The sequence below is a fragment of the Klebsiella sp. CN_Kp097 genome (assembly GCF_040064495.1).
Taxonomy (GTDB): domain Bacteria; phylum Pseudomonadota; class Gammaproteobacteria; order Enterobacterales; family Enterobacteriaceae; genus Klebsiella; species Klebsiella aerogenes.
This window is the reverse complement of sequence record NZ_JBEAIL010000002.1, coordinates 103,733-128,613: the sequence shown is the minus strand read 5'-3', so window position 1 is coordinate 128,613 and position 24,881 is coordinate 103,733. Positions and strand designations below refer to the sequence as shown.

The window sequence follows — 24,881 nt, the reverse complement described above, 5'->3', positions numbered from 1 at the left end:
AATATAAAATTCTTCTTACTTATTGAACACGTGCTAAATCCGCTGATGTTAAATTAATATCCATGCGCGGTGCGGCCAGCAAGATATTATTTTCATCGAGCGCATTTTTGATATTTTCCAGAAAATCGAAATAGGTGTCCCAATACTCAGCATTTTTCACCCATACGCGAATGGTAAAGTTAAGCGAACCGGGCGCCAGCTCAATCAGGCGAACGGTGGTACCGCGAGAATGATCGATGCGCTTTTCATCATCGATGAGCGTCTGGATAACCTGTTTAACGTGCGATATTTGGCTATGACACGCTACGCCGAGCGTAAGATCGATGCGGCGATAGGGATGGCGGGAGTAGTTAACGATGCTATCGGCAATAATTTTACCGTTCGGGATAATGACTTCTTTATTATCTACAGTAAGCAGCGTCGTAGAAAAAACATGTACCGATTGCACCATCCCTGATACCGAACCAACCTGCACGAAATTACCCGCCCTGAATGGACGCAGAGTCACCAGCAGTACGCCAGCGGCAAAATTTGACAGCGAGCCCTGCAGCGCCAGGCCAATGGCCAGACCCGCCGCACCAATAACCGCGATGATGGAAGAAGTTTCAATCCCTACCCGGCCTAACGCGGCGATAATCGCAAAAGCCATGGTGATATAGCGCACCAGCGCGGCGAAGAAGTGGACGATTGTCACATCTACGTTGCGTCGCAGCAGAATTTTCTCGAAGGTTTTGGCGAGGACTTTTGCAAGCATTCTCCCGATAAAAAGAATAATCAGCGCCGCCACGATATTCCAGGCAAACTGCATAATCGTCTCGCCATGCCCAACCAGCCATGCTATTGCCGTTTTGAGTTGAGGGAATAACACTACATTTTTCACGTCCACCGCCCCTGTCTGGATAACACGTAAAACCTGCTATCCATTAAGCTGAATGATGACCGCTGCAAATGAGGGATTGAGATTAATGGATAGAAGATACATTTTCAAAGCGTGACAGTATCAACAAGCGCGGCCTGCAATGCAGCCAGAAAGCTGTTTAAAAGTGGACAGTCATTCATTTTTGTTCCAACCTCCAGATAGCAAAAACCCCGCCGGAGCGGCGGTTTTTACATTAAAGAGGTGAAACTGACCGATAAGCCGCTTTCTTTCTGGTATAGCGTCGTGGGCAGTCATTCATCTTTGTTCCACCCTCCGGATAGCAAAAACCCCGCCGGAGCGGGGTTTTTACATTGAAGAGGTGAAACTGACCGATAAGCCGCTTTCTTTCTGGTATAGCGTCGTGGACAGTCATTCATCTTTGTTCCAACCTCCAGATAGCAAAAACCCCGCCGAGGCGGGGTTTTCTAAGGAGTGAAGCTGACCGATAAGCCGGGTTCTGTCGTGGACAGTCATTCATCTAGGCCAGCAATCGCTCACTGGCTCAAGCAGCCTACCCGGGTTCAGTACGGGCCGTACCTTATGAACCCCTATTTGGCCTTGCTCCGGGTGGAGTTTACCGTGCCGCGGACTGTTACCAGCCGCGCGGTGCGCTCTTACCGCACCCTTTCACCCTTACCTGATCCCGCTTGCGCGGGCCATCGGCGGTTTGCTCTCTGTTGCACTGGTCGTGGGCTGTGACACCCCCCAGGCGTTACCTGGCACCTTGCCCTATGGAGCCCGGACTTTCCTCCCCTCCGCCCGTCTCCCCCTAAGAGGACGACGACGAAGCGGCGACTGTCTGGTCAGCTTCGGCGCGAAGTATAGAGGGTTCGCGCGCCTTTGTCACCCCGCACAACGCATTCCGATCGCCAGCGTCGCGGCAATATTTCGCGAAGCGCGATAAATATTGTCGAATGCGCCGCGGAATGCCTCTTCCAGCGAGCCGATGCTGGTCAGTACGCTGAACACCGCTTCGATGCCATATTGATGTACCACGCCGACATCGCGGGTCAGACTGCCGGCAATAGCAATCACCGGTTTATGGTATTTCTTCGCCACATTGGCTACGCCAACCGGTACTTTGCCGTTGATGCTCTGGCTATCGAGTCGCCCTTCGCCGGTTACCACCAGCGTGCAGTCGTGAATATGTTCTTCCAGATTAAGCGCCGTCGTCACAATCTCAATCCCGCTGCGCAGTTCAGCCCCCAGAAAAGCCATTAGCGCGGCCCCCATTCCCCCCGCCGCTCCGGCGCCGGGGACATCTTTCACCTCCACGCGCAGCGATTTTTTGATAACCGAGGCGTAGTGGGCAAGATTATTATCAAGCTCGACAATGAGCGCTTCGGTCGCCCCTTTTTGTGGGCCAAAAATGCGCGATGCCCCCTGTTCGCCAATCAACGGATTTGTCACGTCGCAAGCCACGCGAATAGCACAGTGTTTAAGACGTGGGTCCATGGACGAAACATCAATTGAATTCAGGCAGTTAAGGGAACCACCGCCATTACCGATGTCGCTGCCGTTGGCATCACAGAGCTTTGCGCCCAGCGCCTGCATCATCCCGGCGCCGCCGTCATTGGTCGCGCTACCGCCGATGCCGATAATGATGCTGGTCGCGCCGTGTTCCAGCGCCTGTAAAATCAGCTCGCCGGTACCGCGAGAAGTGGTGATCAGAGGATTACGTTTCTCAGGCGGCACCAGTGCCAGCCCGCTGGCCGCGGCCATCTCAATAAATGCGGTTTTGCCGTCCCCGGACATGCCCCAGCGGGCATTCACTTTTTCCCCCAGCGGCCCGGTGACCAGCGCCGTATGCGCCGTACCCTGCGTGGCGGCAATCATGGCTTCAACCGTTCCCTCGCCGCCATCGGCAAGCGGAACAGAAACATATTGCGCATCGGGGAAAATTTCCCGAAATCCTTTTTCTATCGCCTGAGCTACCTCGCTGGCAGAAAGGCTTTCTTTATAAGAGTCTGGGGCAATTACGATTTTCATAGTTATGTCGCCTGACTGTGCCGCGCAAGGCAAGAATGACAGGGCGCGGGAACACGCCCTTCTTGTTAACGAGTCACTTCCACTTTCGCCAGTTTTTCGTAGTAACACGCCAGAGCGCTATGGTCAGCGGTGCCCAGGCCATCCGCGCGCAGCGCCTGCATCATCTCCATCACCGCCGCCGTCAGCGGTAGCTGGGCGCCGACGCCGTGAGACGTATCCAGCGCATTGGCCAGATCTTTAATATGCAGATCGATACGGAAGCCCGGTTTGAAGTTGCGATCCATCACCATCGGCGCTTTAGCATCGAGCACGGTGCTACCTGCCAGGCCGCCACGAATCGCCTGATAAACCAGTTCCGGGTTAACGCCGGCTTTGGTGGCCAGAGTTAACGCCTCCGACATTGCCGCGATGTTCAGCGCCACAATCACCTGGTTGGCCAACTTGGTGACGTTGCCTGCGCCAATCTCGCCGGTATGCACCACGGATCCCGCCATCGCTTTCATCAGGTCGTAGTATTTATCGAAAATCGCCTTGTCGCCGCCAACCATCACCGACAGGGTGCCGTCGATCGCTTTGGGTTCGCCGCCGCTCACCGGCGCATCCAGCATATCGATGCCTTTGGCCTTCAGCGCTTCGCTGATTTCGCGACTCGCCAGCGGCGCAATGGAGCTCATATCAATCACCACGGTGCCCGGTTTCGCGCCTTCGATAATGCCGTTTTCACCCAACGCAACGTCTTTCACGTGCGGAGAGTTTGGCAGCATGGTGATAATTACATCGCACTGCTCAGCAATGGCCTTCGCCGTGCTCGCAGTCTCTGCGCCCGCGGCAATCACGTCAGCAATGGCTTCGGGGTTACGGTCGGATACCACCAGCGAATAACCCGCCTTCAGCAAATTTTTGCTCATCGGCTTGCCCATGATGCCAAGACCAATAAAACCCACTTTGATTGTCATAATGTTCTCTCTCTTCATCCTGGTGATTATTTTTTAAAAGAATCAGCAAGTTTCTGGGTTGCTGAACGGAAGACACCTAAATCGCTACCGACGGCGACGAAGGTCGCGCCCCACTCCAGATAACGGCGCGCATCGGCTTCCACCGGTGCAAGAATGCCGCTCGGCTTACCGTGTTTCTTCGCGCTGGCGAAGATATGCTGGATGGCGCGCTGGACGTCAGGATGTGCGGCATTGCCCAGATGGCCTAATGCTGCGGCCAGGTCGCTTGGCCCCACGAAAAGGCCATCAACGCCCTCGGTCGCGGCGATCGCGTCGACATTGTCCACCCCGGTCTGGCTCTCAATTTGCACCAGAATGACGATGTTGTTATTCGACTGAGTGAAGTAGTCCGCTACGGTGCCGAACATATTGCCGCGATGAGAAACGGAGACCCCGCGGATGCCTTCCGGCGGATAGCGGGTCGATGCTACCGCCTGCGCCGCCTGTTCAGCGGTTTCGACAAACGGCACGAGGAAGTTGTAGAAACCGATGTCCAGCATACGCTTGATGATAATCGGTTCATTGGTCGGCACGCGGACCACCGGCGCGCTGTGGCTGCCCTTCAACGCCATCAGTTGCGGGATAAGTGTGGTCACATCATTTGGCGCATGCTCCGCGTCAAGCACCAGCCAGTCGAAACCAGCAAGCCCTAATACCTCGGTGCTAATCGGATTCGCCAGAGCGCACCAGCAGCCGATTTGTACCTGGTGGGCCGCCAGCGCGGCCTTAAATTTGTTCGGGAAAATTGCGTTATCCATGATTTTACCTTGGGTTAATCGTTGCTTACTTCTGCTGTTCTATACGTTTAATCTCGCCAACCACAAATATAATTTGCAGAATTAAATAGCGAACCGATGCCTATTTTCTTTTACCCTTGAACATTTAGATATTTTTCTGAAAAAGAATACCTTTATTATTTTTTAAGCGGGCTATTTATTCTCATATCGAACACCGCAAAACATGACTCAGTATAATCATCCCACCGTGACCAGGCACTATGCATAATCACAATATAAGCGCTTTAATAATCATTTTCGTTATGCAAATGCCATAGGTTATGGGCGCTAATCCACAGTTCTTAGGATTGCCGTTCAATGCTGGCAACCGTCACCGCAAGCAGTGACCAAGATCACATTTTGCTGCTATAACTCCTGACATTCTGTATTTCATCATTCTGATAGGCACAAGCTGAATTAACGTTTTATTTTTATTATTAGCACCGTTCTGGAGAACACTGGACAATGGCTGAGATTGAGATTCGACAACAGTCGCCGACGGCGTTTTATATAAAAGTGCACCCTACCGATAATGTGGCGATTATTGTTAACGATCGCGGTTTACCCGCCGGAACGCGTTTTCCGGATGGCCTGACCCTCATTGAACATATCCCGCAAGGTCATAAAGTCGCCCTTGTCGATATTCCTGCCCATGGTGAAATCATCCGCTACGGCGAAGTGATTGGCTTCGCCGTTCGCGATATACCAAAGGGAAGCTGGATTGATGAGTCGTTGGTTGAGCTGCCGACCGCGCCGCCGCTCAACACCTTACCGCTGGCGACCAAAGTCCCGGAACCGCTGCCGCCGCTGGAAGGATACACTTTTGAAGGCTATCGCAATGCCGATGGCAGCGTGGGAACTAAGAATTTGCTGGGGATCAGCACCAGCGTGCACTGCGTCGCCGGTGTGGTGGATTATGTGGTCAAGATCATCGAACGCGATCTGCTCCCAAAATACCCCAACGTCGACGGCGTGGTCGGCCTAAACCATCTGTACGGCTGTGGCGTGGCGATTAACGCCCCGGCGGCGATCGTACCGATTCGCACCATCCACAATATCGCGCTGAACCCCAACTTTGGCGGTGAGGTGATGGTGATTGGTCTGGGCTGTGAAAAGCTGCAGCCGGAACGTCTGCTGCAGGGAACCGAAGACGTGCAGCCGATCGCCGTCGATAGCGCAAGCGTAGTGCGTTTGCAGGACGAACAGCATGTCGGCTTTAAATCGATGGTCGATGATATTCTGCAGGTTGCCGAGCGCCACCTGGCCAAACTCAATGCTCGTCAGCGTGAGACCTGCCCGGCTTCGGACTTAGTGGTCGGTATGCAGTGCGGCGGCAGCGACGCCTTCTCCGGCGTGACCGCCAACCCGGCGGTGGGCTATGCCTCAGATCTGCTGGTGCGCTGCGGCGCGACGGTAATGTTCTCGGAAGTGACCGAAGTGCGCGATGCTATCCATCTGTTAACCCCGCGCGCCATCAACGAAGAAGTTGGCAAGCGCCTGCTGGAAGAGATGGCCTGGTACGATAACTATCTGGAGCTGGGGAAAACCGACCGCAGCGCCAACCCGTCACCGGGTAATAAGAAAGGCGGTCTGGCCAACGTAGTGGAAAAAGCGCTGGGTTCGATTGCCAAATCAGGTAAAAGCGCCATCGTCGAAGTCCTTTCGCCGGGTCAGCGCCCGACGAAACGCGGGCTTATCTATGCGGCGACGCCGGCCAGCGATTTTGTCTGCGGTACTCAACAGGTAGCTTCCGGCATTACCGTTCAGGTGTTCACCACCGGGCGCGGCACCCCTTACGGGCTGATGGCGGTACCGGTGATTAAAATGGCGACCCGTACCGAGCTTGCCAACCGCTGGTATGACTTAATGGATATCAATGCCGGTACTATCGCGACCGGCGAAGAGACGATTGAGGAGGTTGGGCAGAAACTGTTCGAGTTCATTCTCGACGTCGCCAGCGGACGTAAGAAAACCTTCTCCGATCAATGGGGTCTGCATAACCAGCTGGCGGTGTTTAACCCGGCGCCGGTGACGTGACCCTAAAAGTCAGCGTCTATCGCCAGTCGGGTTATAGAGCATACCCCGGCTGGCAACTTACACCGAATTATGATTTGACGAGAATAACGTCAATCCCGCCCTTACGTAACCCCTCCAGACTTTCTTGCGGAATCCCGTCATCGACAATAATGATATCAATGCGCTGCGTATCGATGATTTTATGTAAACTGGAACGATTGAATTTACTGGAATCAGTCACAACGACGATACACTCCGCGACTTCGCACATTTTACGGTTCAGGCGGGCTTCATCCTCATTATGAGTGCTGATCCCACGTTCCAGATCTATCGCATCCACCCCGAGGAAAAGCATATCAAAGTGGTAGTTCTGCAAGGACTGCTCAGCCTGATCGCCATAGAATGACTGCGACTGGCGACGCAGGTGCCCCCCCGTCATCAGTAATTCTACGCCTTCAGCTTCTAACAACGCGTTGGCGACATTCATTCCATTAGTCATCGCGATAACATCGCTATGCTGTCGGAGCTGGCGCGCGATTTCACAGGTGGTAGTGCCTGAGTCGAGAATAATTCGGTGTCCCGGTTTTATCAGCTCAGCGGCGGCGCTGGCAATTTGGCGTTTGATGGCCGTATTAAGCGCGCTTTTATCTTCAACTGAAGGTTCAACGCCTGGAGTATGACTATCGCAAATCAGCGCGCCGCCGTATGCTCGCACCGCAATGCCCTGTTTTTCCAGAAACGCCAGATCGTTGCGTATCGTGACCGTCGATACACCATACGCCTCCGCCAGGTCATTAACCTGGACGCTTCCCTGCTGTCGCAACCGCTGGATGATCTGCTCACGCCTTTCACTTGTTCCCGCAATGCGCTTTTCGGCAGATGACTCGCTGCTGTTCATAACAATATCCTTGGCTGTATCTTTCGTTTCATTTCGTTTTGACTATTAACGCCTTTCTTTTAGCAGAATGCAAGCGCTATTGGCACGGCAAAAAAGGAACCACACCGTGCTGAAAGCTTTCATTATGTTTCTTTTGTGAAACAGATCGGAAAACTATTATCTTTCGTTTTATTTTTAAAGCACGCTGAAGCACTATAAAGCGAAACAAAACGAAAGATTAAATCGTTGATTTCTGACCTGGAGAGGAAAGTGAAACATCTTACACAATTGGTGGTGCGACACAAACAGGGTGAAGCGAATGGTATTTACGCGGTGTGCTCCGCGCATCCACTGGTACTGGAGTCCGCCATTCGTTTTGCCCAGGCAAACCATACGCCCCTGCTCGTTGAAGCGACCTCCAATCAGGTTGATCAGTTTGGCGGTTATACCGGTATGACCCCCGCTGATTTCTGCGGCTTTATCTATCATCTTACCGATACACTGGGGTTCCCCCGCGACGGGCTCATCCTCGGCGGCGATCATCTGGGGCCAAACCGCTGGCAACATCTTCCGGTCGCACAAGCCATGGCCCACGCCGACGATCTGATTAAAAGCTATGTCGCCGCCGGGTTTAAAAAAATCCACCTCGATTGCAGTATGTCATGCAAAGACGATCCCATTCCCTTAACCGATGACCTTGTCGCTGAACGCGCCGCAAGGCTGGCGAAAATCGCGGAAGAAACCTGTATTGCCCTGAAAGGCAAATCGGATCTCGTTTACGTTATCGGCACTGAGGTTCCCGTGCCCGGTGGCGCTCACGAAACCCTCAACACCCTACAAGTCACCACCCCGGATGCGGCTCGCGCCACTCTCGATGCACACAGGGTCGCCTTTACCAGTGTGGGGCTTGAGGGTATTTGGCCGCGAATTATCGCGCTCGTGGTACAGCCTGGCGTGGAATTCGATCATGCACAAGTCATTGATTACGAATCTGAAAAAGCAAAATCCCTCAGCGCTATGGTGGAAGACTATGCCACATTGCTCTTTGAAGCGCATTCCACGGATTATCAGACCCCGCATGCGCTACGCCAACTGGTAGTCGATCATTTCGCGATTTTGAAAGTCGGCCCGGCGTTGACTTTCGCGCTGCGTGAAGCGCTTTTCGCTTTAGCAGCGATTGAAGAAGAAATCGTACCGGCAAAATCCTGTTCGGGATTACGCATGGTACTGGAAAACGTCATGCTCGATCGTCCGGAATACTGGCAAAGCCACTACCACGGCGATGGCCACGCACGGCGGTTAGCACGCGGCTACAGCTATTCCGATCGCGTTCGCTACTACTGGCCGGACAGCCAGATAGACACCGCTTTAGCGCATCTGGTGCGCAATCTGGCCGATGAAGCCATTCCGCTTCCGCTCATTAGCCAGTATCTGCCTTTACAGTACGTAAAAGTTCGCGAGGGGGCGCTCAGCGCTACGCCGCATGAGCTCATCATTAGCCACGTCCAGGACATCTTGCAGCAATACCATGACGCCTGTCAGGGCATGACATCTCATAACGGATAACAACGAAGAGGAAACGGCGATGCCAAATATTGTGTTAAGTCGCATTGATGAACGTTTAATCCACGGCCAGGTTGGCGTGCAGTGGGTCGGGTTCGCGGGGGCGAATCTGGTCCTGGTTGCTAATGACGAGGTTGCTGAAGATCCCGTACAACAGAACCTGATGGAGATGGTGCTGGCAGAGGGGATTGCCGTGCGCTTCTGGTCGTTGCAAAAAGTCATCGACAACATTCATCGCGCCGCCGATCGGCAAAAAATATTGCTGGTATGTAAATCGCCCGCCGATTTTCTGACGCTGGTTTCCGGCGGGGTGCCGGTATCGCGCATCAACGTCGGCAATATGCACTACGCCGACGGGAAACGACAAATTGCCAAAACCGTCTCTGTCGACGGCAATGATATTGCCGCCTTTAACGGTCTGAAATCCGCCGGCGTTGAGTGCTTCATTCAAGGAGTTCCGACAGAACCGGCAATGGATCTTTATAAACTGCTCTAAGGGGCTCGCCATGGAAATTTCGCTTTTTCAAGCCATTGCATTGGGTATCCTTGCCTTTATCGCCGGTCTGGATATGTTCAACGGTTTAACCCATATGCATCGTCCGGTGGTCCTTGGCCCCTTAGTGGGCCTGATCCTCGGCGATCTTCATACCGGTATATTAACCGGCGGCACGCTGGAGCTGGTGTGGATGGGTCTGGCGCCACTGGCTGGCGCGCAACCGCCGAACGTCATTATCGGGACCATTGTCGGCACCACCTTCGCTATTACCACCGGCGTTAAACCCGACGTCGCCGTCGGCGTTGCGGTCCCCTTCGCCGTCGCGGTTCAGATGGGGATAACGTTCCTTTTCTCAGTGATGTCAGGGGTTATGTCGCGCTGTGATCGCATGGCGGCAAATGCCGATACCCGCGGTATTGAGCGTGTGAATTACCTGGCGTTGCTGGCATTAGGTACCTTTTATTTTCTCTGTGCTTTTCTGCCTATCTACTTCGGCGCAGAACACGCCAAAACCGCAATAGATGTGCTCCCTGAGCGCCTAATCGATGGCCTTGGCGTCGCTGGCGGCATCATGCCGGCAATCGGTTTTGCCGTACTGCTAAAAATCATGATGAAAAACGTCTATATCCCCTATTTCATCATCGGGTTCGTCGCGGCGGCCTGGCTCAAGCTCCCGGTGTTAGCCATTGCTGCCGCCGCGCTGGCCATGGCGCTTATCGACCTGCTACGCAAATCTCCCGAACCGACTCAACCTGCTGCGCCTAAAGAGGAATTCGAAGATGGCATCTAATCAACACACGCTGCCCAACGTGGCCGAAAGCGAAACGACGCTGCTCACTGGTGTTAATGAAAACGTTTATGAAGATCAAAGCATTGGGGCCGACCTGACAAGAAAAGACATTAATCGGGTGGCCTGGCGTTCAATGCTATTACAGGCGTCCTTCAACTACGAACGTATGCAGGCTTCCGGCTGGCTGTACGGACTATTGCCGGCATTAAAGAAAATCCACACTAATCCGCGCGATCTGGCACGGGCAATGAAAGGACATATGGGCTTCTTTAATACCCATCCGTTCCTCGTGACCTTTGTCATCGGCATAATTCTGGCGATGGAGCGCTCGAAGCAGGACGTTAACAGTATCCAGAACACCAAAATCGCCGTTGGCGCGCCGCTCGGCGGTATCGGCGATGCTATGTTCTGGTTAACGCTATTGCCGATTTGCGGCGGCATTGGCGCCAGCCTGGCGCTACAAGGGTCGATCCTCGGCGCGGTTGTTTTTATCGTTCTGTTCAACGTGGTCCATCTCGGCCTGCGCTTCGGTCTGGCGCACTATGCCTACCGGATGGGGGTAGCGGCGATTCCGCTCATTAAAGCCAATACCAAAAAAGTCGGCCATGCCGCCTCTATCGTCGGGATGACGGTGATTGGCGCGCTGGTAGCGACTTATGTTCGTTTAAGCACAACGCTTGAAATCACTGCCGGCGATGCCGTGGTTAAACTGCAAACGGATGTCATCGATAAGCTGATGCCCGCCTTTTTACCGCTAGTTTATACCCTGGTGATGTTCTGGCTGGTGCGCCGCGGCTGGAGCCCGCTCCGCCTTATCGGCATCACCGTCGCGCTGGGCATTGTAGGTAAATTCTGTCACTTCCTGTAACGCTAAGAGGTTTTCGATGTTAGGAATCATTTTGACCGGGCATGGCGGATTTGCCAGCGGCATGGAAAAGGCAATGAAACAGATCCTTGGCGAACAGTCGCAATTCATTGCGATAGATTTTCCTGAATCCTCCACGACCGCCCTGCTGACCGCACAGCTGGAGCAGGCGGTAAACGAGCTGGATGGCGAAGAAGATATTGTTTTTCTGACTGATTTACTTGGCGGCACGCCATTTCGCGTCGCCTCCACGCTGGCGATGCAAAAACGCGGACGAGAAGTCATTACCGGCACTAACCTGCAGCTACTGCTAGAGATGGTGCTGGAACGAGAAGGATTAACCAGCGAAGCCTTTCGTCTTCAGGCACTGGAATGCGGTCATCGCGGGTTAACATGTCTGGTCGATGAGCTGGGACGCTGCCGGGAAGATCATGCTGTTGAGGAAGGTATATGAGCCGCATACTGCGCGCCAGGCGCTTACTCACAGAGCAAGGCTGGCTTGATGACCATCAGCTACGGTTTGAAAATGACGTTATCGTGGCGCTGGAGCCGATCCCCGCGGGTGTTCTCACTCGCGACGCCGAGCTGCTGTGTCCCGCATATATCGATATTCATGTCCACGGCGGCGCAGGCGTAGATGTCATGGATGACGCACCGGATACGTTAGACCTCCTTGCGAAACATAAAGCGCGTGAGGGGGTCGCCAACTGGTTGCCGACCACCGTCACCGCGCCTTTAGCGGAAATCCATGCGGCGCTGGAACGTATTGCGCGACGCGTTCACGCAGGCGGTCCGGGAGCGCAAATTCTTGGCAGCTATCTTGAAGGCCCCTACTTCACGCCGCCGCATAAAGGCGCCCATCCGGCACAATGGTTCAGAGAACTGGATCTTGCCGAATTCGATCGGTTGATTGCGGTTTCTCGCGAGACGCTACGCGTCGTCGCCCTTGCCCCGGAAAAAGAGGGGGCACTGCAGGCGATCCGTCATCTCAAACGGCAAGGCGTGCGGGTGATGCTGGGGCATAGTGCGGCAACCTGGGAACAAACCTGTTCCGCCTTCGATGCCGGTGCAGATGGCCTGGTGCATTGTTACAACGGCATGAGCGGTTTACATCATCGCGAACCTGGCATGGTCGGCGCTGGATTAACCGATAACCGCGTCTGGCTTGAACTTATTGCCGACGGTCATCACGTACATCCTGCGGCAATGCAGCTATGTTGCCGTTGCGCTGGAGATCGTATCGTGCTGATAACCGACGCTATGCAGGCGGCGGGTATGCCTGACGGTAATTACACCTTATGTGGCGAAAGGGTAGAAATGCGTGATGGGATCGTTCGTACCCTCAGCGGTAGCCTGGCGGGGAGTACCCTGTCACTGGATTCCGCCGTGCGCACCATCAGTTCATTACCCGGGATGACGGCTGAACGGGCTATACATATGGCTTCTCTACACCCGGCGCGTCTATTAGGGCTGGATCGGCAATTAGGATCGTTACAGCCGGGAAAAATGGCCGACATGATTGCAGTTGATAACGAGCTGCGGGTGGAAAACATTTGGATCCGCGGCGAAGCGTTTTCGCTTTAAGTCCACTTATCTCTTCTGGTCTGCAGCTTACCTGCAGACCTTTCTTTTCCTTTCTTTTTAGTTCACGGCACATCCAAATAAAAACCATATAATTTCAATTTATTACGTAAAAAATAACGCCAAAGCATCGCTATTTTCGTTTTATTGTTAATCACATCATTGAGCTTTCGATTTCTTTCGTGTAAATTTTAACACATTAAAAGCAAGTCAAAGTGAAACGAAACGAAAGGCTTGCATTAGCCCACACCGAAAGCGGAAATCATCACCATAAGGATTGCGTTATGTCAGAAAGATACACCCCTGCGCCATCAACCACTGGTACCTGGACCGAAGAAGAGATCCGCCAGCAACCAGGCAGCTGGATCCAATCTTTAAAGCATATCGATCGTTTACGAGCGGAGATTGACGGCTTTCTCACGCCGCTACTACGAAAAAACGATCTCCGTATCGTCCTTACCGGCGCTGGAACTTCAGCATTTATTGGCGACATCATTGCGCCATGGTTATCCCGTCATAGCGGTAAAAATTTTAGCGCCGTTCCAACTACCGATCTGGTGACCAATCCGATGGATTATCTGGATCCCGCTCATCCACTGCTGCTGGTCTCATTCGCCCGTTCAGGTAATAGCCCAGAGAGCGTGGCCGCAGTGAAATTGGCGAATCAGTTTGTTACAGAGTGTTATCACTTACCCATTACCTGCAACGAAGCAGGTAGCCTGTATCAAACCGCGCTGGATAGCGACAACGCTCTGCCGCTATTAATGCCGCCAGAAACTCACGATCGCGGCTTTGCGATGACCAGCAGTATTACCACCATGATGGCCAGCTGCCTTGCAGTGTTCGCACCCAACCTCATTAATAGCCATACATTCAGCGATGTCGCTGACTGCTGCCAGACGATTCTTAACTCGCTGCTCGATGTTAACGCTGGGGTTTTCGGCAACGAAGCGTGGAAAAGGATCGTTTACCTCGGTAGTGGCGGGCTACAGGGCGCTGCGCGCGAATCCGCCCTGAAAGTACTTGAGCTCACGGCAGGTAAGCTAACCGCGTTTTATGACTCGCCTACCGGCTTCCGTCACGGCCCTAAATCACTGGTGAATAACGAAACATTGGTGGTGATGTTTATCTCCAACCACCCTTATACCCGCCAGTACGATCTGGATCTTCTCGCTGAGTTGCGTCGCGATCGCCAGGCCATGCGGATAGTGGCCATCGCCGCAGGAACCGATCCTGTTATCGAGGCAGGCCCGCATATCATCATCCCGCCATCACGCCGTTTCAGCGATGTCGAACTGGCTTTCTGCTTCCTGATGTATGCCCAGATCTTCGCGCTTAACCAATCTCTCGCCGTGGGTAACACCCCGGATACGCCTTCCGCCAGCGGTACCGTTAATCGCGTCGTACAAGGTGTTGTTATTCATCCCTGGCAGGCTTAAAAGGAGCGCGCCATGAGCATTATTTCCACCAAATATCTTCTGCAGGATGCCCAGTGTAAAGGTTATGCGGTTCCTGCATTTAACATTCATAACGCCGAGACGATCCAGGCGATCCTTGAAACATGCAGTGAAATGCGATCGCCGGTGATCCTTGCCGGCACGCCGGGAACCTTTAAGCATATCGCGCTGGAGGAAATTTACGCGCTCTGCCATGCCTACTCCGCCACCTACGCGATGCCAATTGCGCTACATCTCGACCATCATGAATCGCTGGCGGATATTCGTCGTAAGGTTAATGCCGGGGTCCGCAGCGCGATGATCGATGGCAGCCATTTTCCGTTTGCAGAGAATGTGAAGCTGGTGAAATCGGTCGTCGATTATTGCCACGCGCTGGATTGCAGCGTTGAGGCAGAACTGGGACGGCTTGGCGGGATGGAAGACGATCTTAACGTTGATGCGGAAAGCGCATTTCTCACCGACCCGCAAGAGGCGGAACGCTTTGTCGAATTGACCGGTATCGACAGCCTCGCCGTGGCGATCGGTACCGCTCATGGGCTATATCAAAAAACGCCTAAAATCGATTTCCAACGGCTGGCAGAAATTCGGGAAGTGGTTGATGTCCCCCTGGTGCTGCATGGCGCAAGCGATGTACCGGATGACTATGTCCGCCGCGCTATCACACTGGGAATTTGCAAGGTCAATGTCGCCACAGAACTCAAAATCGCCTTCGCCGCCGCGGTGAAAACATGGTTTGCTGAAAACCCGCAAGGGAACGATCCGCGTTATTACATGCGTGTTGGCATGGATGCGATGAAAGAAATCGTGAAAAGTAAAATTAACGTATGCGGTTCCGCTAACCGACTATTACAGGCCGCAGAAGCCTGAACATCATACGATATTAAAACGCGTTAGCCCGATAGGGCTAACGTTATTGACCTCTGATAGAACGACAACAAGGATCTCTCTTATGAAAAAAGCGCTCACTGTTTCGTTACTGGCCCTGCTGATTTCTCAAGGCGCCGCCGCCGCTGAATACACATTAAATAACGCGTCGATGGCGCTTTCATTTAACGATGCGAACTCAGCAACGATGGTAAAAGATGAAAAATCCGCCCATCAGCTTTCACCGCAGGAACTGTTTTTTCTCACACTACCTGATGAAACCATCATCCACACCGCTGATTTTAAAATAAAGCACGTCGAGAAACATAATGATTCTATTGTCGTCGACTACACCCGCCCGGATTTTAATGTCACGGTTAAGATGAACTTGATAAAGGGAAACTACGCGAGTATTGATTACACTATCGCGGCGGTGGGCCAATCGAGAGACGTAGCGAAAATAACCTTTTTCCCAACTAAAAAACAATCTCAGGCACCCTATGTCGATGGCGCTATTAATAGTTCACCGATCGTTGCTGATTCCTTTTTTATACTGCCCGATAAACCTATCGTAAATACCTGGGCTTATGAGGCAACCACGAATCTGAATGTAGAATTAAAAACCGCTATCGACCCTGCCACACCGCTCAGCTATACGGCCTACTTCGGCACCTTTCCAGAAACCAATCAGCTTCGTCGCAGCGTAAACCTCTTTATTAATGCCGTGCGTCCCCGCCCCTATAAACCCTATCTGCACTATAACAGCTGGATGGATATCGGCTTCTTCACCACCTATAGCGAGCAGGATGTTCTACGCCGGATGGATGAGTGGAATAAGGAATTTATCACCGGACGCGGCGTCACATTAGATGCCTTTCTTCTGGATGATGGTTGGGACGATCGTACTGGCAGATGGCTCTTCGGCCCCGCTTTCAGCCAGGGGTTCAGTAAGGTTCGGGAAAAAGCAGCCAGCATGCAAAGTTCAGTGGGGCTGTGGCTTTCACCATGGGGTGGTTATAATAAGCCCAGAGATATCCGCGTCTCTCACGCCAAAGAGTATGGTTTTGAAACGGTTGATGGCAAATTCGCCCTATCCGGGCGACACTATTTCAATAACTTCAATCAACAGATTATTAAGCTGATTAAAGACGAACATATTACCTCTTTTAAGCTTGATGGTATGGGCAACGCGAATTCACATATTCCGGGTAGCCAGTTTGCTTCCGATTTTGATGCATCGATTGCCTTACTGCATAACATGCGCAGCGCCAATCCCGACCAATTTATTAATTTAACCACCGGGACCAATGCCAGTCCTTCCTGGCTTTTTTATGCCGACGCGATATGGCGCCAGGGCGACGATATCAATCTTTACGGGCCGGGGACGCCGGTGCAGCAATGGATGACCTATCGGGATGCCGAGACTTATCGTTCGATTGTGCGTAAAGGGCCGCTCTTCCCGCTTAACTCACTGATGTATCATGGTATTGTCAGTGCTGAAAATGCCTATTACGGGCTGGAAAAACCGCAAACCGATAGCGATTTTGCCGATCAGGTCTGGAGCTATTTCGCGACAGGTACGCAATTACAGGAGCTGTACATCACGCCGTCGCTACTTAACAAAGTGAAGTGGGACACCCTGGCGCAGGCGGCAAAATGGTCGAGAGCAAATGCCGACGTGCTGGTGGATACCCATTGGGTCGGCGGCGATCCTACCGCACTGGAAGTTTACGGCTGGGCCTCATGGAATAAAGATAAGGCGATATTAGGCCTGCGTAACCCATCAGATAAACCACAGCAATTTTATCTCGATCTCGCTAAAGCCTTCGAGATACCGCAGGGAGAGACGTCTCGCTTTACGTTAAAAAGCGTTTACGGCAGTAACGCGACATTCCCTGCTGACTATCAGCAAGCGGCTATTGTTACGCTACAACCCTTACAAACGCTGGTTTTCGAAGCGACGCCGGTAAAATAGCCAGCCGCGCCCGGTTACCCCCGGGCGCAGTGATTATCCCTGCTGCTCCAGCGCGTATTTATACAGCGCATTCTTTTTCACGCCGTGGATTTCCGCGGCCAGCGCGGCGGCTTTCTTCAGCGGCAGTTCCGCCTGCAGCAGCGCCAGAGTCCGCAGCGCGGCTGCCGGCAGCGCCTCTTCCTGGGCCTTAAAACCTTCGACGATCAGCACCATCTCGCCTTTGCGGCGATTTTCGTCTTCCTTCACCCATGCCACCAACTCGCTAATCGGCGCGCCGTGGATAGACTCCCAGGTTTTGGTCAGCTCGCGCGCCAACACCACGTAGCGGGATTCGCCCAGAACCGCGCAGATATCTTCCAGGCTCTCCACCAGGCGGTGCGTTGACTCATAGAAGATGAGAGTGCGCGGTTCTTCTTCCAGCGCCTTCAGGGTATCGCGGCGGCCTTTCGATTTCGCCGGCAGGAAACCTTCATAGCAGAAACGATCGGACGGCAAACCGGCGGCGCTCAGAGCGGCAATCGCTGCACAAGGACCCGGCAGCGGCACGACGCGGATATTGGCTTCACGGCAGGTGCGCACCAGATGGTAGCCGGGATCGTTAATCAGCGGCGTGCCGGCATCGGACACCAGCGCGATGTTCTGCCCCTCTTTTAATTTCGCTAAAAGTGTTTCGGCCTTTTGCTGCTCGTTATGGTCGTGAAGGGCAAATAAACGGGCGTTAATCGCAAAATGCTGCAGCAGCAAACCGGTATGACGGGTATCCTCAGCAGCAATTAAATCAACAGCTTGCAACACTTCCAGTGCGCGCTGCGTGATATCAGACAGATTCCCTATCGGAGTGGGCACAATATACAGTTGCCCCTGAGAATTATCCGCTGATTCGTGTTGTTTCATTGTCTCGTCCGTATTGCCGATTTAATATTGAGCATTGAGCCAAAAAAATATCACTGGATACATATGGTACCGTCAACATTTCTTCGTTCTAAGCCCGCGCGCTGTCTGCCCGTATTGCTGGCGACTCTTCTTTTTGCTGGCTGCGGCACCCACACGCAGGATCAAAGCACGGCGTTTATGCAGGGTACGTCGCAGGCCAACTCCAGTTTCTACCTACAGCAGATGCAGCAAAGCACGAATGATAGCAAGACCAACTGGCAATTACTCGCCATTCGTGCACTGCTGCAGGAAGGTAAGAAGCAGCAGGCTATCGACCTGTACAACCAACTGCCGTCGAACCTGAACAGCACGCAGGCCCGCGAACAGTCGCTGCTGGCGGTGGAAGTCAAACTGGCGCAAGGCGATTACCAGGGCGCGAAGGCATTGCTGAGCAAACTCGATCCTCTCAGTTTTGAAAAAAATCAGCAGCCGCGCTACTGGCAGGCGCAAATTGACGCCAGCCAGGGGCAGCCCTCTCTGTCCCTGCTGCGCGCGCTGATTGCCCAGCAGCCCCTACTAAGCCAGGCGAAGCAAAAACAACAAAATATCGACGCCACGTGGAAAGCGCTGACGGCGATGACTCCGCAGCAGGCCAACGCACTGGTGATTAATGCCGACGAAAACGTGCTGCAGGGCTGGTTGGATCTGCAGCGGATGTGGTTCGACAACCGTAACGATCCGGCAATGCTGAAAGCGGGCGTCAAAGACTGGCAAATCCGTTATCCGCAGAACCCGGGGGCGCAGATGCTGCCCACTGCGCTGGTGAATATGCAAAACTATAAACCGGCCTCGACCAATAAAATCGCCCTGCTGCTGCCTCTGAACGGCCAGGCGGCGATTTTCGGCCGCACTATCCAGCAGGGTTTTGAAGCGGCGAAGAATGGCGCCCCAGCGGTCCAGGGCAGCGCAGTGCCGGCGCAGGTCGCCCAGGCGGCGAATGTTGCCGGCAATAATGATGTGGTGAGCCCTTCGCAGGCGGAAGTCGGCGATCTCGCCGCCACCGGCAGCCAGGCCGATCCGGTGCAGGCGCCAGCGGAAACGCAGGCCGCGCCTGCCGCAAAACCAGCAGCCGCTCCGCTACCCGCCCCGGTTGCCGCAACGCCGGCAGCACAACCGGCAGCACAACCGGTGAACGCGCCAGCCGTGCAGCCGCAGCCCGAGGTAGCGACCACCAATCCTGCTGCTGAGCTGAAAATTTACGATACCACCAGCCAGCCGATGAGCCAGCTTCTGGCGCAGGTACAGCAGGACGGCGCCACCATCGTGGTTGGCCCGCTGTTGAAAGAAAACGTCGAAGAGGTGATGAAAAGCAACACCTCGCTGAACGTGCTCGCCCTTAACCAGCCGGGCAAAGTCGAGAACCGTCCGAACCTGTGCTACTTCGCGCTCTCCCCGGAAGATGAAGCCCGCGACGCAGCGCGTCATATTCACGATCAGGGCAAGCAAACGCCGTTACTACTGGTGCCGCGCGGCGCGCTTGGCGACCGCGTGGTCAGCGCTTTCGCCGACGAGTGGCTGAAACTGGGCGGCGGTACGGTGCTGCAGCAACGTCTGGGATCGACGGCGGAGCTGAAATCCGGCGTCAACGGCGGCGGCATCTCGCTGACCGGCAGCCCGGTATCGACGCTGCCCTCATCTGTAGATAGCTCGCTCGGCAGCCCAAGCGACGTTCCGGTCAGCAGCGGCGGCAGCATCGATGCCGCCTATATCGTCGCCACCCCGGAACAAATTGGTTATATCAAGCCGCTGATCGCGATGCGCAACGGCAGCCAGAGCAACGTCACCCTGTACGCCAGTTCCCGTAGCGCCCAGGGCACCTCCGGCCCGGATTTCCGTCTGGAGATGGAAGGCCTGCAATATAGCGAAATCCCGATGCTGGCCGGCAGTAACCCGGCGCTGATGCAGCAGGCGCTCTCCGCGGTGCGTAACGACTACTCGCTGGCGCGGCTGTACGCAATGGGCGCCGACGCCTGGTCGCTGGCGAATCATTTCGCGCAAATGCGCCAGAGCCCAGGTTACGAGCTGAACGGCAATACGGGCGATCTGACGGCTACGCCGGACTGCGTGATTAACAGGAAGTTATCATGGCTCAAGTACCAACAGGGACAAATCGTCGCAGCCAACTAAGTAAACAGACCGGCGACGCCTGGGAAAGCCAGGCGCGTCGGTGGTTAGAACGGCATGGACTGCGTTTTATCGCCGCCAACGCCCGCGAGCGCGGCGGCGAGATCGACCTTATTATGCGCGACGGCGCGGTTATCGTGTTCGTCGAAGTGCGCTACCGGCGCAACGCCAGCTACGGCGATGCCGCCGCCAGCGTCACGCCGCAAAAGCAACAACGCCTTCTCAAGGCCGCTCGCCTGTGGCTCTCCCGACAGAATGGGAGTTTTGATACTGTGGATTGCCGTTTCGATGTGGTAGCCTTCACCGGCAACGACATCCAATGGCTGAAAAACGCCTTTGGCGAATAGCGTATTATCAGATTTAAGGGATCCCGTGCTCGACAGAATTAAAGCCTGCTTTACCGAAAGCATTCAAACCCAAATCGCCGCCGCGGAAGCGCTCCCGGACGCCATCTCGCGCGCGGCTATGACGCTCGTTCAGTCGCTGCTTAACGGCAACAAAATCCTCTGTTGTGGTAATGGCACCTCCGCCGCCAACGCACAGCATTTTGCTGCCAGCATGATCAATCGTTTCGAAACAGAGCGCCCTGGTTTACCCGCCATTGCACTAAATACCGATAATGTGGTCTTAACCGCAATCGCCAACGATCGCCTGCATGATGAAATCTATGCTAAACAGGTGCGCGCGCTGGGACACGCCGGCGACGTACTGCTGGCGATTTCTACGCGCGGCAATAGCCGGGATATCGTGAAAGCCGTGGAAGCGGCGGTCACCCGCGATATGACTATCGTGGCGTTAACCGGTTACGACGGCGGCGAGCTGGCTGGCCTGTTAGGTCAGCAGGACGTTGAAATCCGCATTCCTTCACACCGCAGCGCGCGGATCCAGGAAATGCACATGCTCACCGTCAATTGTCTGTGCGATTTGATTGATAACACGCTTTTTCCACACCAGGACGAATAAGGAGAACACATGAAGGCTCTCTCGCCCCTCGCCATCCTGCTTTCTGCGCTACTGCTACAGGGCTGCGTCGCCGCAGCGGTAGTCGGTACGGCAGCCGTCGGCACCAAAGCGGCAACGGACCCACGTACGGTCGGTACGCAGGTTGATGACAGCACCCTGGAGCTACGCGTTAACAGCGCCTTAGGGAAAGATGAACAGATTAAGAAAGAAGCGCGTATTAACGTCACCGCTTATCAGGGCAAGGTCCTGCTGACCGGCCAGTCGCCGACCGCCGATCTCTCCTCACGCGCCAAACAAATCGCGATGGGGGTTGAAGGGACTACCGAAGTCTTCAATGAAGTGCGTCAAGGCCAGCCGATTGGCTTAGGCACCGCGTCGTCGGATACCTGGATCACCACCAAAGTTCGTTCCCAACTGCTGGGCAGCGATCAGGTGAAGTCTTCCAATGTGAAAGTGACGACCGAAAATAGCGAAGTGTTCCTGATGGGCCTTGTCACCGACCGCGAAGGCCGCGCGGCGGCGGATATCGCCAGCCGGGTTAGCGGCGTGAGCCGCGTCACCACCGCGTTTACCTATATTAAATAAACGCCCTGTATCCGTTGTAGATACTGTTATCGGTTGGCAACTTTTTTAAGGGGTTTTCCCGGACGCGGCGCGTTGCGCCTTCTCCGGGCTACCAAATCGCAAAGCGCTGTAGCCCCGGTAAGCGACAGCGCCACCGGGGGGATTTTGAGGCCACCAACACCGGCAGTATAAATTAACGACAGTCCGCACGGACCGTAGGCCGGGTAAGGCGTAGCCGCCACCCGGCACAAAATCCGGCGCCGGGGCCACAGCCCCGCTCCGGATAAATTACACCAGCGCCAGCGCGCCGACGATCGCCCCGCACAACGCCACCAGCCCGCCGGTTAGCCACAGCGCTTTAGCCGGAAACGCCTTACGCAACATAACCAGCGACGGCACGCTCACCGCCGGCAACGTAATCAGCAGCGCCAGCGCCGGCGCGGTGCCCATCCCAGCCAGCATCATCGTCTGCACAATCGGGATTTCCGCCGCCGTCGGGATAACGAACAGGCAACCGGCTATCGCCATTGCGATCACCCAGAACAGCGTGTTATCGACCGCGCCCTCGGCGTGCGGGAACAGCCAGACCCGCGCCGCGCCCAGTACCAGCACCGCGAGGATGTAAACCGGGATCGTACTCCAGAACAGCGACCACAGCGCGCGTAGCCAGCGGCTGATAAAACTGCCCTCATCGCGCTGCAGTTGGCTAACGTCTTCTCCCGCTACCGGCTGCGTCGCCGCCTCTTTTACCCATTTTTGCACCAGCGTCGCCACCACCAGCACCGTCGCCAGCCCGGCCACCAGCCGGATCAGAGCAAACTGCCAGCCGAGCACGAAACCCATAAAGACCAGCGTTGCCGGGTTCAGCAGCGGGTTGCCCATCCAGAACGCCAGCGCTCCGCCCATCGACACCTGCTGTTTACGCATACCGGCGGCGACCGGCGCGGCGCAGCAGGTACACATCATCCCCGGCAGCGAAAAAATCGCTCCCAGCAACGTGCCCTGAAAACGAGATTGCCCAAGCGTCCTCTGCAGCCAGTCGCGTGGGATCAACACCTGAATAAGCGAACCAAGCAGCACGCCGAGCACCGCCGCTTTCCAGACCGCGAGGAAATAAACCATCGCGTAATCCCATGCCGCCTGCAACGGGTTTACATCAGCCTGCGCGAGAATAGATTTACCGATACTGTGGGTTTCGGCGGCCGTAAAGGCTTTACCGTAATACGGCTGCCATTTGACGTACCACAGACCAACGATAACGACGAGAAAGAACAGCGCGGGTTTCCACCATTGAAATGGTGATGCCGCCTGAGATGAAGACTGACCAGCCATAGCATTCCCCAGGGAGAAGTGATAACAAATAAGGAGGTGAATACTACGCCTGCCGTCCAAATTTGAAAATGGTTAATCCGCCTGCCGGGCAGCGCGCTCCCGTAGCTGAGACGAGGTCAGGATTTGGACGCCTTCATGGCTCGGCGCCAGCGCCTCCGCGAGCAGGGCAGTCGCTACATCGCGGGCCTGAATAGCTTTCCAGTCTCCAGGCAGAAAACGAAATAGCGGTGCAAAGAGCGTTTCATTGGCGCGTTTATGCTCCCGATCCCCCAGCAACATCGAAGGACGGGCAATGGTCAGCCGCGGCCAGTCCTGCGCCATCAGCGCCTCTTCCATTTCTCCTTTCACGCGGTTATAGAAGAAGGGCGAATGCGCATTAGCGCCCATCGCGCTGACCACCAGCATATGTTGCGCTCCGAGACGCTTCCCGACCAGCGCCGTATCTACCACCAGCGTATAGTCAGCATGCACAAACGCTTCTTTACTCCCCGCTTCCCGGCGCGTGGTGCCCAGGCAGCAGAAAACGATATCGACAGGATCAACCACCTGCGCCAGTGCATCGGTCAACTGCGGATCGTGTGGATTGAATACCCCCTCCGCCACAGCAAGGGGACGGCGCGTTGGCGCAGTAATCGCGCTAATGCCCGGCTCATTCTGTAGCAGGCGAAGTAAGTGCCCACCAACCAAACCAGTCGCGCCGGTTAGTAATACCTGACTCATCGAATCTCCTTTGCAGAATTGTCTGCCTTGCACTTTGCCCCACATATTCCAGGCTTAATAGCTTACGAGGTAAGTATCCACCATCATCATGGAAATGCCTCATTCACTGCCAAAAGATCGGAGGAAGAATGAGTAAAAAGATTGCCGTACTAATCACCGACGACTTCGAAGATTCTGAATTCACCTCACCTGCCGAGGCCTTTAAACTTGCCGGGCATCAGGTCGTGACGATTGAGAAGCAGGCTGGAAAAACGGTAAGAGGGAAACAAGGCGAGGCTGAAGTGGCGATCGATAAAGCGATTGATGACGTGACGCCGGCGCAGTTTGACGCCCTGTTGCTGCCTGGTGGCTATTCACCGGACCAGTTGCGGGGTGATGAGCGCTTCGTCACTTTTACTCGCGACTTCGTGAATAGCGGTAAGCCGGTCTTTGCCATCTGCCACGGCCCGCAGCTACTCATCAGCGCAGATGTCATTCGCGGGCGTAAACTCACGGCGGTTAAACCTATCGTGGTCGACGTGAAAAACGCCGGCGGTGAGTTTTACGATCAGGAAGTGGTGCTGGATAACGATCAGTTAGTCACCAGCCGAACCCCAGACGATCTGCCGGCGTTCAATCGCGAGGCGCTACGCCTGCTCGGGGCTTGAGTCGCGCAGCCAATATAGCTTTTTGCCAAAACCTAGCGTGTTGTCGGTAAATTTAAGTTCGTCGGGACGGATCTCCCACACCGGCGCCGACAGCATGCGGGCGACCGGGAAGCGCTTGACGTAGCGCTTGCGCATCTCAGCCTCTTCGTCACCGTGAAGGCGGCGGATCTCACCCTTAAACTGCACGCCGCGGATCAAGGCAACGGTCTTTGGCTGGCCGTTAACCGTCCCGGCGACCTTCGCGTGTTCGCCGGTCATCTGGCCGTGGCGGGTTTTTTCGTCGCTCAGCAGATAAAAGGCGACGTTATCCGGGTCGTAAACGTAAAACGCATTGGCGCACCACAGCTCGTCATCACGCGCGACGCACCAGGTGATGACGTGCTGTTTACCCAGCCAGCGGCTAATCGCGGCAAGCGTATCCATCTTTATTCTCCA

The 24,881-nt window shown here is 54.7% G+C and carries 24 protein-coding genes and 1 other RNA gene; 15 read left to right on the top strand and 10 right to left on the bottom strand.

Annotation, left to right across the window (positions count from 1 at the left end; genetic code table 11):
• Window positions 1-19: 19 nt before the first annotated feature.
• The 5 genes from ABLV07_RS02795 to garL all read right to left on the bottom strand — a co-directional run bounded on the left by ABLV07_RS02795 (window position 20) and on the right by garL (window position 4,661).
• Window positions 20-880 (bottom strand): mechanosensitive ion channel domain-containing protein, encoded by an 861-nt coding sequence (locus ABLV07_RS02795; RefSeq protein ID WP_126027632.1) that lies wholly within the window; start codon window positions 878-880, stop codon window positions 20-22.
• A 469-nt stretch (window positions 881-1,349) separates the two neighbouring features.
• Window positions 1,350-1,730, bottom strand: an RNA gene (gene rnpB, locus ABLV07_RS02790) — RNase P RNA component class A.
• 32 nt (window positions 1,731-1,762) lie between these two features.
• A complete protein-coding gene (gene garK, locus ABLV07_RS02785) occupies window positions 1,763-2,908 on the bottom strand; it encodes a glycerate 2-kinase (protein ID WP_042897903.1) in 1,146 nt (381 codons plus the stop codon).
• 65 nt (window positions 2,909-2,973) lie between these two features.
• Window positions 2,974-3,864: a 2-hydroxy-3-oxopropionate reductase gene (gene garR, locus ABLV07_RS02780; RefSeq protein WP_015369560.1), complete on the bottom strand. Its 891-nt coding sequence runs from the start codon at window positions 3,862-3,864 to the stop codon at window positions 2,974-2,976.
• A 26-nt stretch (window positions 3,865-3,890) separates the two neighbouring features.
• A complete protein-coding gene (gene garL / locus ABLV07_RS02775) occupies window positions 3,891-4,661 on the bottom strand; it encodes a 2-dehydro-3-deoxyglucarate aldolase (RefSeq protein WP_042897905.1) in 771 nt (256 codons plus the stop codon).
• A gap of 483 nt (window positions 4,662-5,144) precedes the next feature.
• Here garL and garD point away from each other — a divergent pair, with 483 nt between their 5' ends.
• Window positions 5,145-6,716, top strand: coding sequence for a galactarate dehydratase (gene garD, locus ABLV07_RS02770; protein ID WP_032712574.1), 1,572 nt, complete (start codon window positions 5,145-5,147; stop codon window positions 6,714-6,716).
• 67 nt (window positions 6,717-6,783) lie between these two features.
• Here garD and ABLV07_RS02765 read toward each other — a convergent pair whose 3' ends face one another.
• On the bottom strand, window positions 6,784-7,593 hold the full coding sequence (locus tag ABLV07_RS02765) for a DeoR family transcriptional regulator (RefSeq protein ID WP_015703580.1): 810 nt from the start codon (window positions 7,591-7,593) through the stop codon (window positions 6,784-6,786).
• Window positions 7,594-7,842: 249 nt separating this feature from the next.
• Here ABLV07_RS02765 and kbaZ point away from each other — a divergent pair, with 249 nt between their 5' ends.
• The 9 genes from kbaZ to ABLV07_RS02720 all read left to right on the top strand — a co-directional run bounded on the left by kbaZ (window position 7,843) and on the right by ABLV07_RS02720 (window position 17,163).
• On the top strand, window positions 7,843-9,138 hold the full coding sequence (kbaZ, locus tag ABLV07_RS02760; protein WP_042897907.1) for a tagatose-bisphosphate aldolase subunit KbaZ: 1,296 nt from the start codon (window positions 7,843-7,845) through the stop codon (window positions 9,136-9,138).
• Between the two features lie 19 nt (window positions 9,139-9,157).
• On the top strand, window positions 9,158-9,631 hold the full coding sequence (gene agaV / locus ABLV07_RS02755) for a PTS N-acetylgalactosamine transporter subunit IIB (protein ID WP_015369555.1): 474 nt from the start codon (window positions 9,158-9,160) through the stop codon (window positions 9,629-9,631).
• Window positions 9,632-9,641: 10 nt separating this feature from the next.
• Window positions 9,642-10,421, top strand: a complete 780-nt coding sequence (gene agaW, locus ABLV07_RS02750) for a PTS N-acetylgalactosamine transporter subunit IIC (protein WP_015369554.1) — start codon at window positions 9,642-9,644, stop codon at window positions 10,419-10,421.
• Window positions 10,411-11,289 carry a PTS N-acetylgalactosamine transporter subunit IID gene (gene agaE, locus ABLV07_RS02745; RefSeq protein WP_015369553.1) on the top strand — a complete coding sequence of 293 codons (879 nt, stop codon included), beginning with the start codon at window positions 10,411-10,413 and terminating at the stop codon, window positions 11,287-11,289. Before agaW ends, agaE begins: the two co-directional genes overlap by 11 nt.
• Before the next feature lie 16 nt (window positions 11,290-11,305).
• On the top strand, window positions 11,306-11,740 hold the full coding sequence (gene agaF, locus ABLV07_RS02740) for a PTS galactosamine/N-acetylgalactosamine transporter subunit IIA (RefSeq protein WP_015369552.1): 435 nt from the start codon (window positions 11,306-11,308) through the stop codon (window positions 11,738-11,740).
• A complete protein-coding gene (nagA, locus tag ABLV07_RS02735) occupies window positions 11,737-12,870 on the top strand; it encodes an N-acetylglucosamine-6-phosphate deacetylase (RefSeq protein WP_046883740.1) in 1,134 nt (377 codons plus the stop codon). The genes agaF and nagA overlap by 4 nt, the downstream gene beginning before the upstream one ends.
• A gap of 281 nt (window positions 12,871-13,151) precedes the next feature.
• Window positions 13,152-14,306 carry an SIS domain-containing protein gene (locus ABLV07_RS02730; RefSeq protein WP_015369550.1) on the top strand — a complete coding sequence of 385 codons (1,155 nt, stop codon included), beginning with the start codon at window positions 13,152-13,154 and terminating at the stop codon, window positions 14,304-14,306.
• A 12-nt stretch (window positions 14,307-14,318) separates the two neighbouring features.
• The gene (gene kbaY / locus ABLV07_RS02725) at window positions 14,319-15,191 is read left to right on the top strand and encodes a tagatose-bisphosphate aldolase subunit KbaY (RefSeq protein ID WP_042897913.1); all 873 of its coding nucleotides are present in this window, start codon (window positions 14,319-14,321) and stop codon (window positions 15,189-15,191) included.
• An 82-nt stretch (window positions 15,192-15,273) separates the two neighbouring features.
• Entirely contained in the window at window positions 15,274-17,163 is a 1,890-nt protein-coding gene (locus tag ABLV07_RS02720) for an enterotoxin (protein WP_047053672.1), read from the top strand.
• Window positions 17,164-17,196: 33 nt separating this feature from the next.
• Here ABLV07_RS02720 and rsmI read toward each other — a convergent pair whose 3' ends face one another.
• A complete protein-coding gene (gene rsmI / locus ABLV07_RS02715) occupies window positions 17,197-18,057 on the bottom strand; it encodes a 16S rRNA (cytidine(1402)-2'-O)-methyltransferase (protein WP_042897916.1) in 861 nt (286 codons plus the stop codon).
• Between the two features lie 63 nt (window positions 18,058-18,120).
• Between rsmI and ABLV07_RS02710 the strand changes: the two genes are divergently transcribed.
• From ABLV07_RS02710 to dolP, 4 genes are read left to right on the top strand one after another with little or no spacing between them, the layout of a single operon-like run.
• Window positions 18,121-20,223, top strand: a complete 2,103-nt coding sequence (locus ABLV07_RS02710; protein WP_126027634.1) for a penicillin-binding protein activator — start codon at window positions 18,121-18,123, stop codon at window positions 20,221-20,223.
• Entirely contained in the window at window positions 20,181-20,567 is a 387-nt protein-coding gene (locus ABLV07_RS02705) for a YraN family protein (protein WP_015703589.1), read from the top strand. The genes ABLV07_RS02710 and ABLV07_RS02705 overlap by 43 nt, the downstream gene beginning before the upstream one ends.
• Before the next feature lie 25 nt (window positions 20,568-20,592).
• Complete coding sequence (gene diaA / locus ABLV07_RS02700) at window positions 20,593-21,183, top strand: DnaA initiator-associating protein DiaA (RefSeq protein ID WP_015369544.1); 591 nt, start codon at window positions 20,593-20,595, stop codon at window positions 21,181-21,183.
• Window positions 21,184-21,192: 9 nt separating this feature from the next.
• The gene (gene dolP / locus ABLV07_RS02695; RefSeq protein ID WP_015369543.1) at window positions 21,193-21,768 is read left to right on the top strand and encodes a division/outer membrane stress-associated lipid-binding lipoprotein; all 576 of its coding nucleotides are present in this window, start codon (window positions 21,193-21,195) and stop codon (window positions 21,766-21,768) included.
• Between the two features lie 267 nt (window positions 21,769-22,035).
• Here the strand turns inward: dolP and ABLV07_RS02690 are convergent, their stop codons facing one another.
• Entirely contained in the window at window positions 22,036-23,079 is a 1,044-nt protein-coding gene (locus ABLV07_RS02690; RefSeq protein ID WP_348853301.1) for a permease, read from the bottom strand.
• 72 nt (window positions 23,080-23,151) lie between these two features.
• Window positions 23,152-23,799 (bottom strand): NAD(P)H-binding protein, encoded by a 648-nt coding sequence (locus ABLV07_RS02685; RefSeq protein ID WP_048229550.1) that lies wholly within the window; start codon window positions 23,797-23,799, stop codon window positions 23,152-23,154.
• Between the two features lie 128 nt (window positions 23,800-23,927).
• On the opposite strand from ABLV07_RS02685, the gene ABLV07_RS02680 reads away from it, so the two are divergent.
• Entirely contained in the window at window positions 23,928-24,446 is a 519-nt protein-coding gene (locus ABLV07_RS02680) for a type 1 glutamine amidotransferase domain-containing protein (protein ID WP_049060830.1), read from the top strand.
• Here ABLV07_RS02680 and ABLV07_RS02675 read toward each other — a convergent pair.
• On the bottom strand, window positions 24,426-24,869 hold the full coding sequence (locus ABLV07_RS02675; RefSeq protein WP_015369539.1) for a YhbP family protein: 444 nt from the start codon (window positions 24,867-24,869) through the stop codon (window positions 24,426-24,428). The two genes, ABLV07_RS02680 and ABLV07_RS02675, sit on opposite strands and share 21 nt — an antisense overlap.
• Window positions 24,870-24,881 lie beyond the last annotated feature (12 nt).

What these genes read in the sequence shown, in the direction of transcription:
- garK (WP_042897903.1), bottom strand. Translation starts at nt 2,908, where the DNA reads ATGAAAATCGTAATTGCCCCAGACTCTTATAAAGAAAGCCTTTCTGCC.
- garR (WP_015369560.1), bottom strand. Translation starts at nt 3,864, where the DNA reads ATGACAATCAAAGTGGGTTTTATTGGTCTTGGCATCATGGGCAAGCCG.
- garL (WP_042897905.1), bottom strand. Translation starts at nt 4,661, where the DNA reads ATGGATAACGCAATTTTCCCGAACAAATTTAAGGCCGCGCTGGCGGCC.
- garD (WP_032712574.1), top strand. Translation starts at nt 5,145, where the DNA reads ATGGCTGAGATTGAGATTCGACAACAGTCGCCGACGGCGTTTTATATA.
- ABLV07_RS02765 (WP_015703580.1), bottom strand. Translation starts at nt 7,593, where the DNA reads ATGAACAGCAGCGAGTCATCTGCCGAAAAGCGCATTGCGGGAACAAGT.
- agaV (WP_015369555.1), top strand. Translation starts at nt 9,158, where the DNA reads ATGCCAAATATTGTGTTAAGTCGCATTGATGAACGTTTAATCCACGGC.
- agaW (WP_015369554.1), top strand. Translation starts at nt 9,642, where the DNA reads ATGGAAATTTCGCTTTTTCAAGCCATTGCATTGGGTATCCTTGCCTTT.
- agaE (WP_015369553.1), top strand. Translation starts at nt 10,411, where the DNA reads ATGGCATCTAATCAACACACGCTGCCCAACGTGGCCGAAAGCGAAACG.
- agaF (WP_015369552.1), top strand. Translation starts at nt 11,306, where the DNA reads ATGTTAGGAATCATTTTGACCGGGCATGGCGGATTTGCCAGCGGCATG.
- nagA (WP_046883740.1), top strand. Translation starts at nt 11,737, where the DNA reads ATGAGCCGCATACTGCGCGCCAGGCGCTTACTCACAGAGCAAGGCTGG.
- ABLV07_RS02730 (WP_015369550.1), top strand. Translation starts at nt 13,152, where the DNA reads ATGTCAGAAAGATACACCCCTGCGCCATCAACCACTGGTACCTGGACC.
- kbaY (WP_042897913.1), top strand. Translation starts at nt 14,319, where the DNA reads ATGAGCATTATTTCCACCAAATATCTTCTGCAGGATGCCCAGTGTAAA.
- ABLV07_RS02720 (WP_047053672.1), top strand. Translation starts at nt 15,274, where the DNA reads ATGAAAAAAGCGCTCACTGTTTCGTTACTGGCCCTGCTGATTTCTCAA.
- rsmI (WP_042897916.1), bottom strand. Translation starts at nt 18,057, where the DNA reads ATGAAACAACACGAATCAGCGGATAATTCTCAGGGGCAACTGTATATT.
- ABLV07_RS02710 (WP_126027634.1), top strand. Translation starts at nt 18,121, where the DNA reads ATGGTACCGTCAACATTTCTTCGTTCTAAGCCCGCGCGCTGTCTGCCC.
- ABLV07_RS02705 (WP_015703589.1), top strand. Translation starts at nt 20,181, where the DNA reads ATGGCTCAAGTACCAACAGGGACAAATCGTCGCAGCCAACTAAGTAAA.
- dolP (WP_015369543.1), top strand. Translation starts at nt 21,193, where the DNA reads ATGAAGGCTCTCTCGCCCCTCGCCATCCTGCTTTCTGCGCTACTGCTA.
- ABLV07_RS02690 (WP_348853301.1), bottom strand. Translation starts at nt 23,079, where the DNA reads ATGGCTGGTCAGTCTTCATCTCAGGCGGCATCACCATTTCAATGGTGG.
- ABLV07_RS02685 (WP_048229550.1), bottom strand. Translation starts at nt 23,799, where the DNA reads ATGAGTCAGGTATTACTAACCGGCGCGACTGGTTTGGTTGGTGGGCAC.
- ABLV07_RS02680 (WP_049060830.1), top strand. Translation starts at nt 23,928, where the DNA reads ATGAGTAAAAAGATTGCCGTACTAATCACCGACGACTTCGAAGATTCT.
- ABLV07_RS02675 (WP_015369539.1), bottom strand. Translation starts at nt 24,869, where the DNA reads ATGGATACGCTTGCCGCGATTAGCCGCTGGCTGGGTAAACAGCACGTC.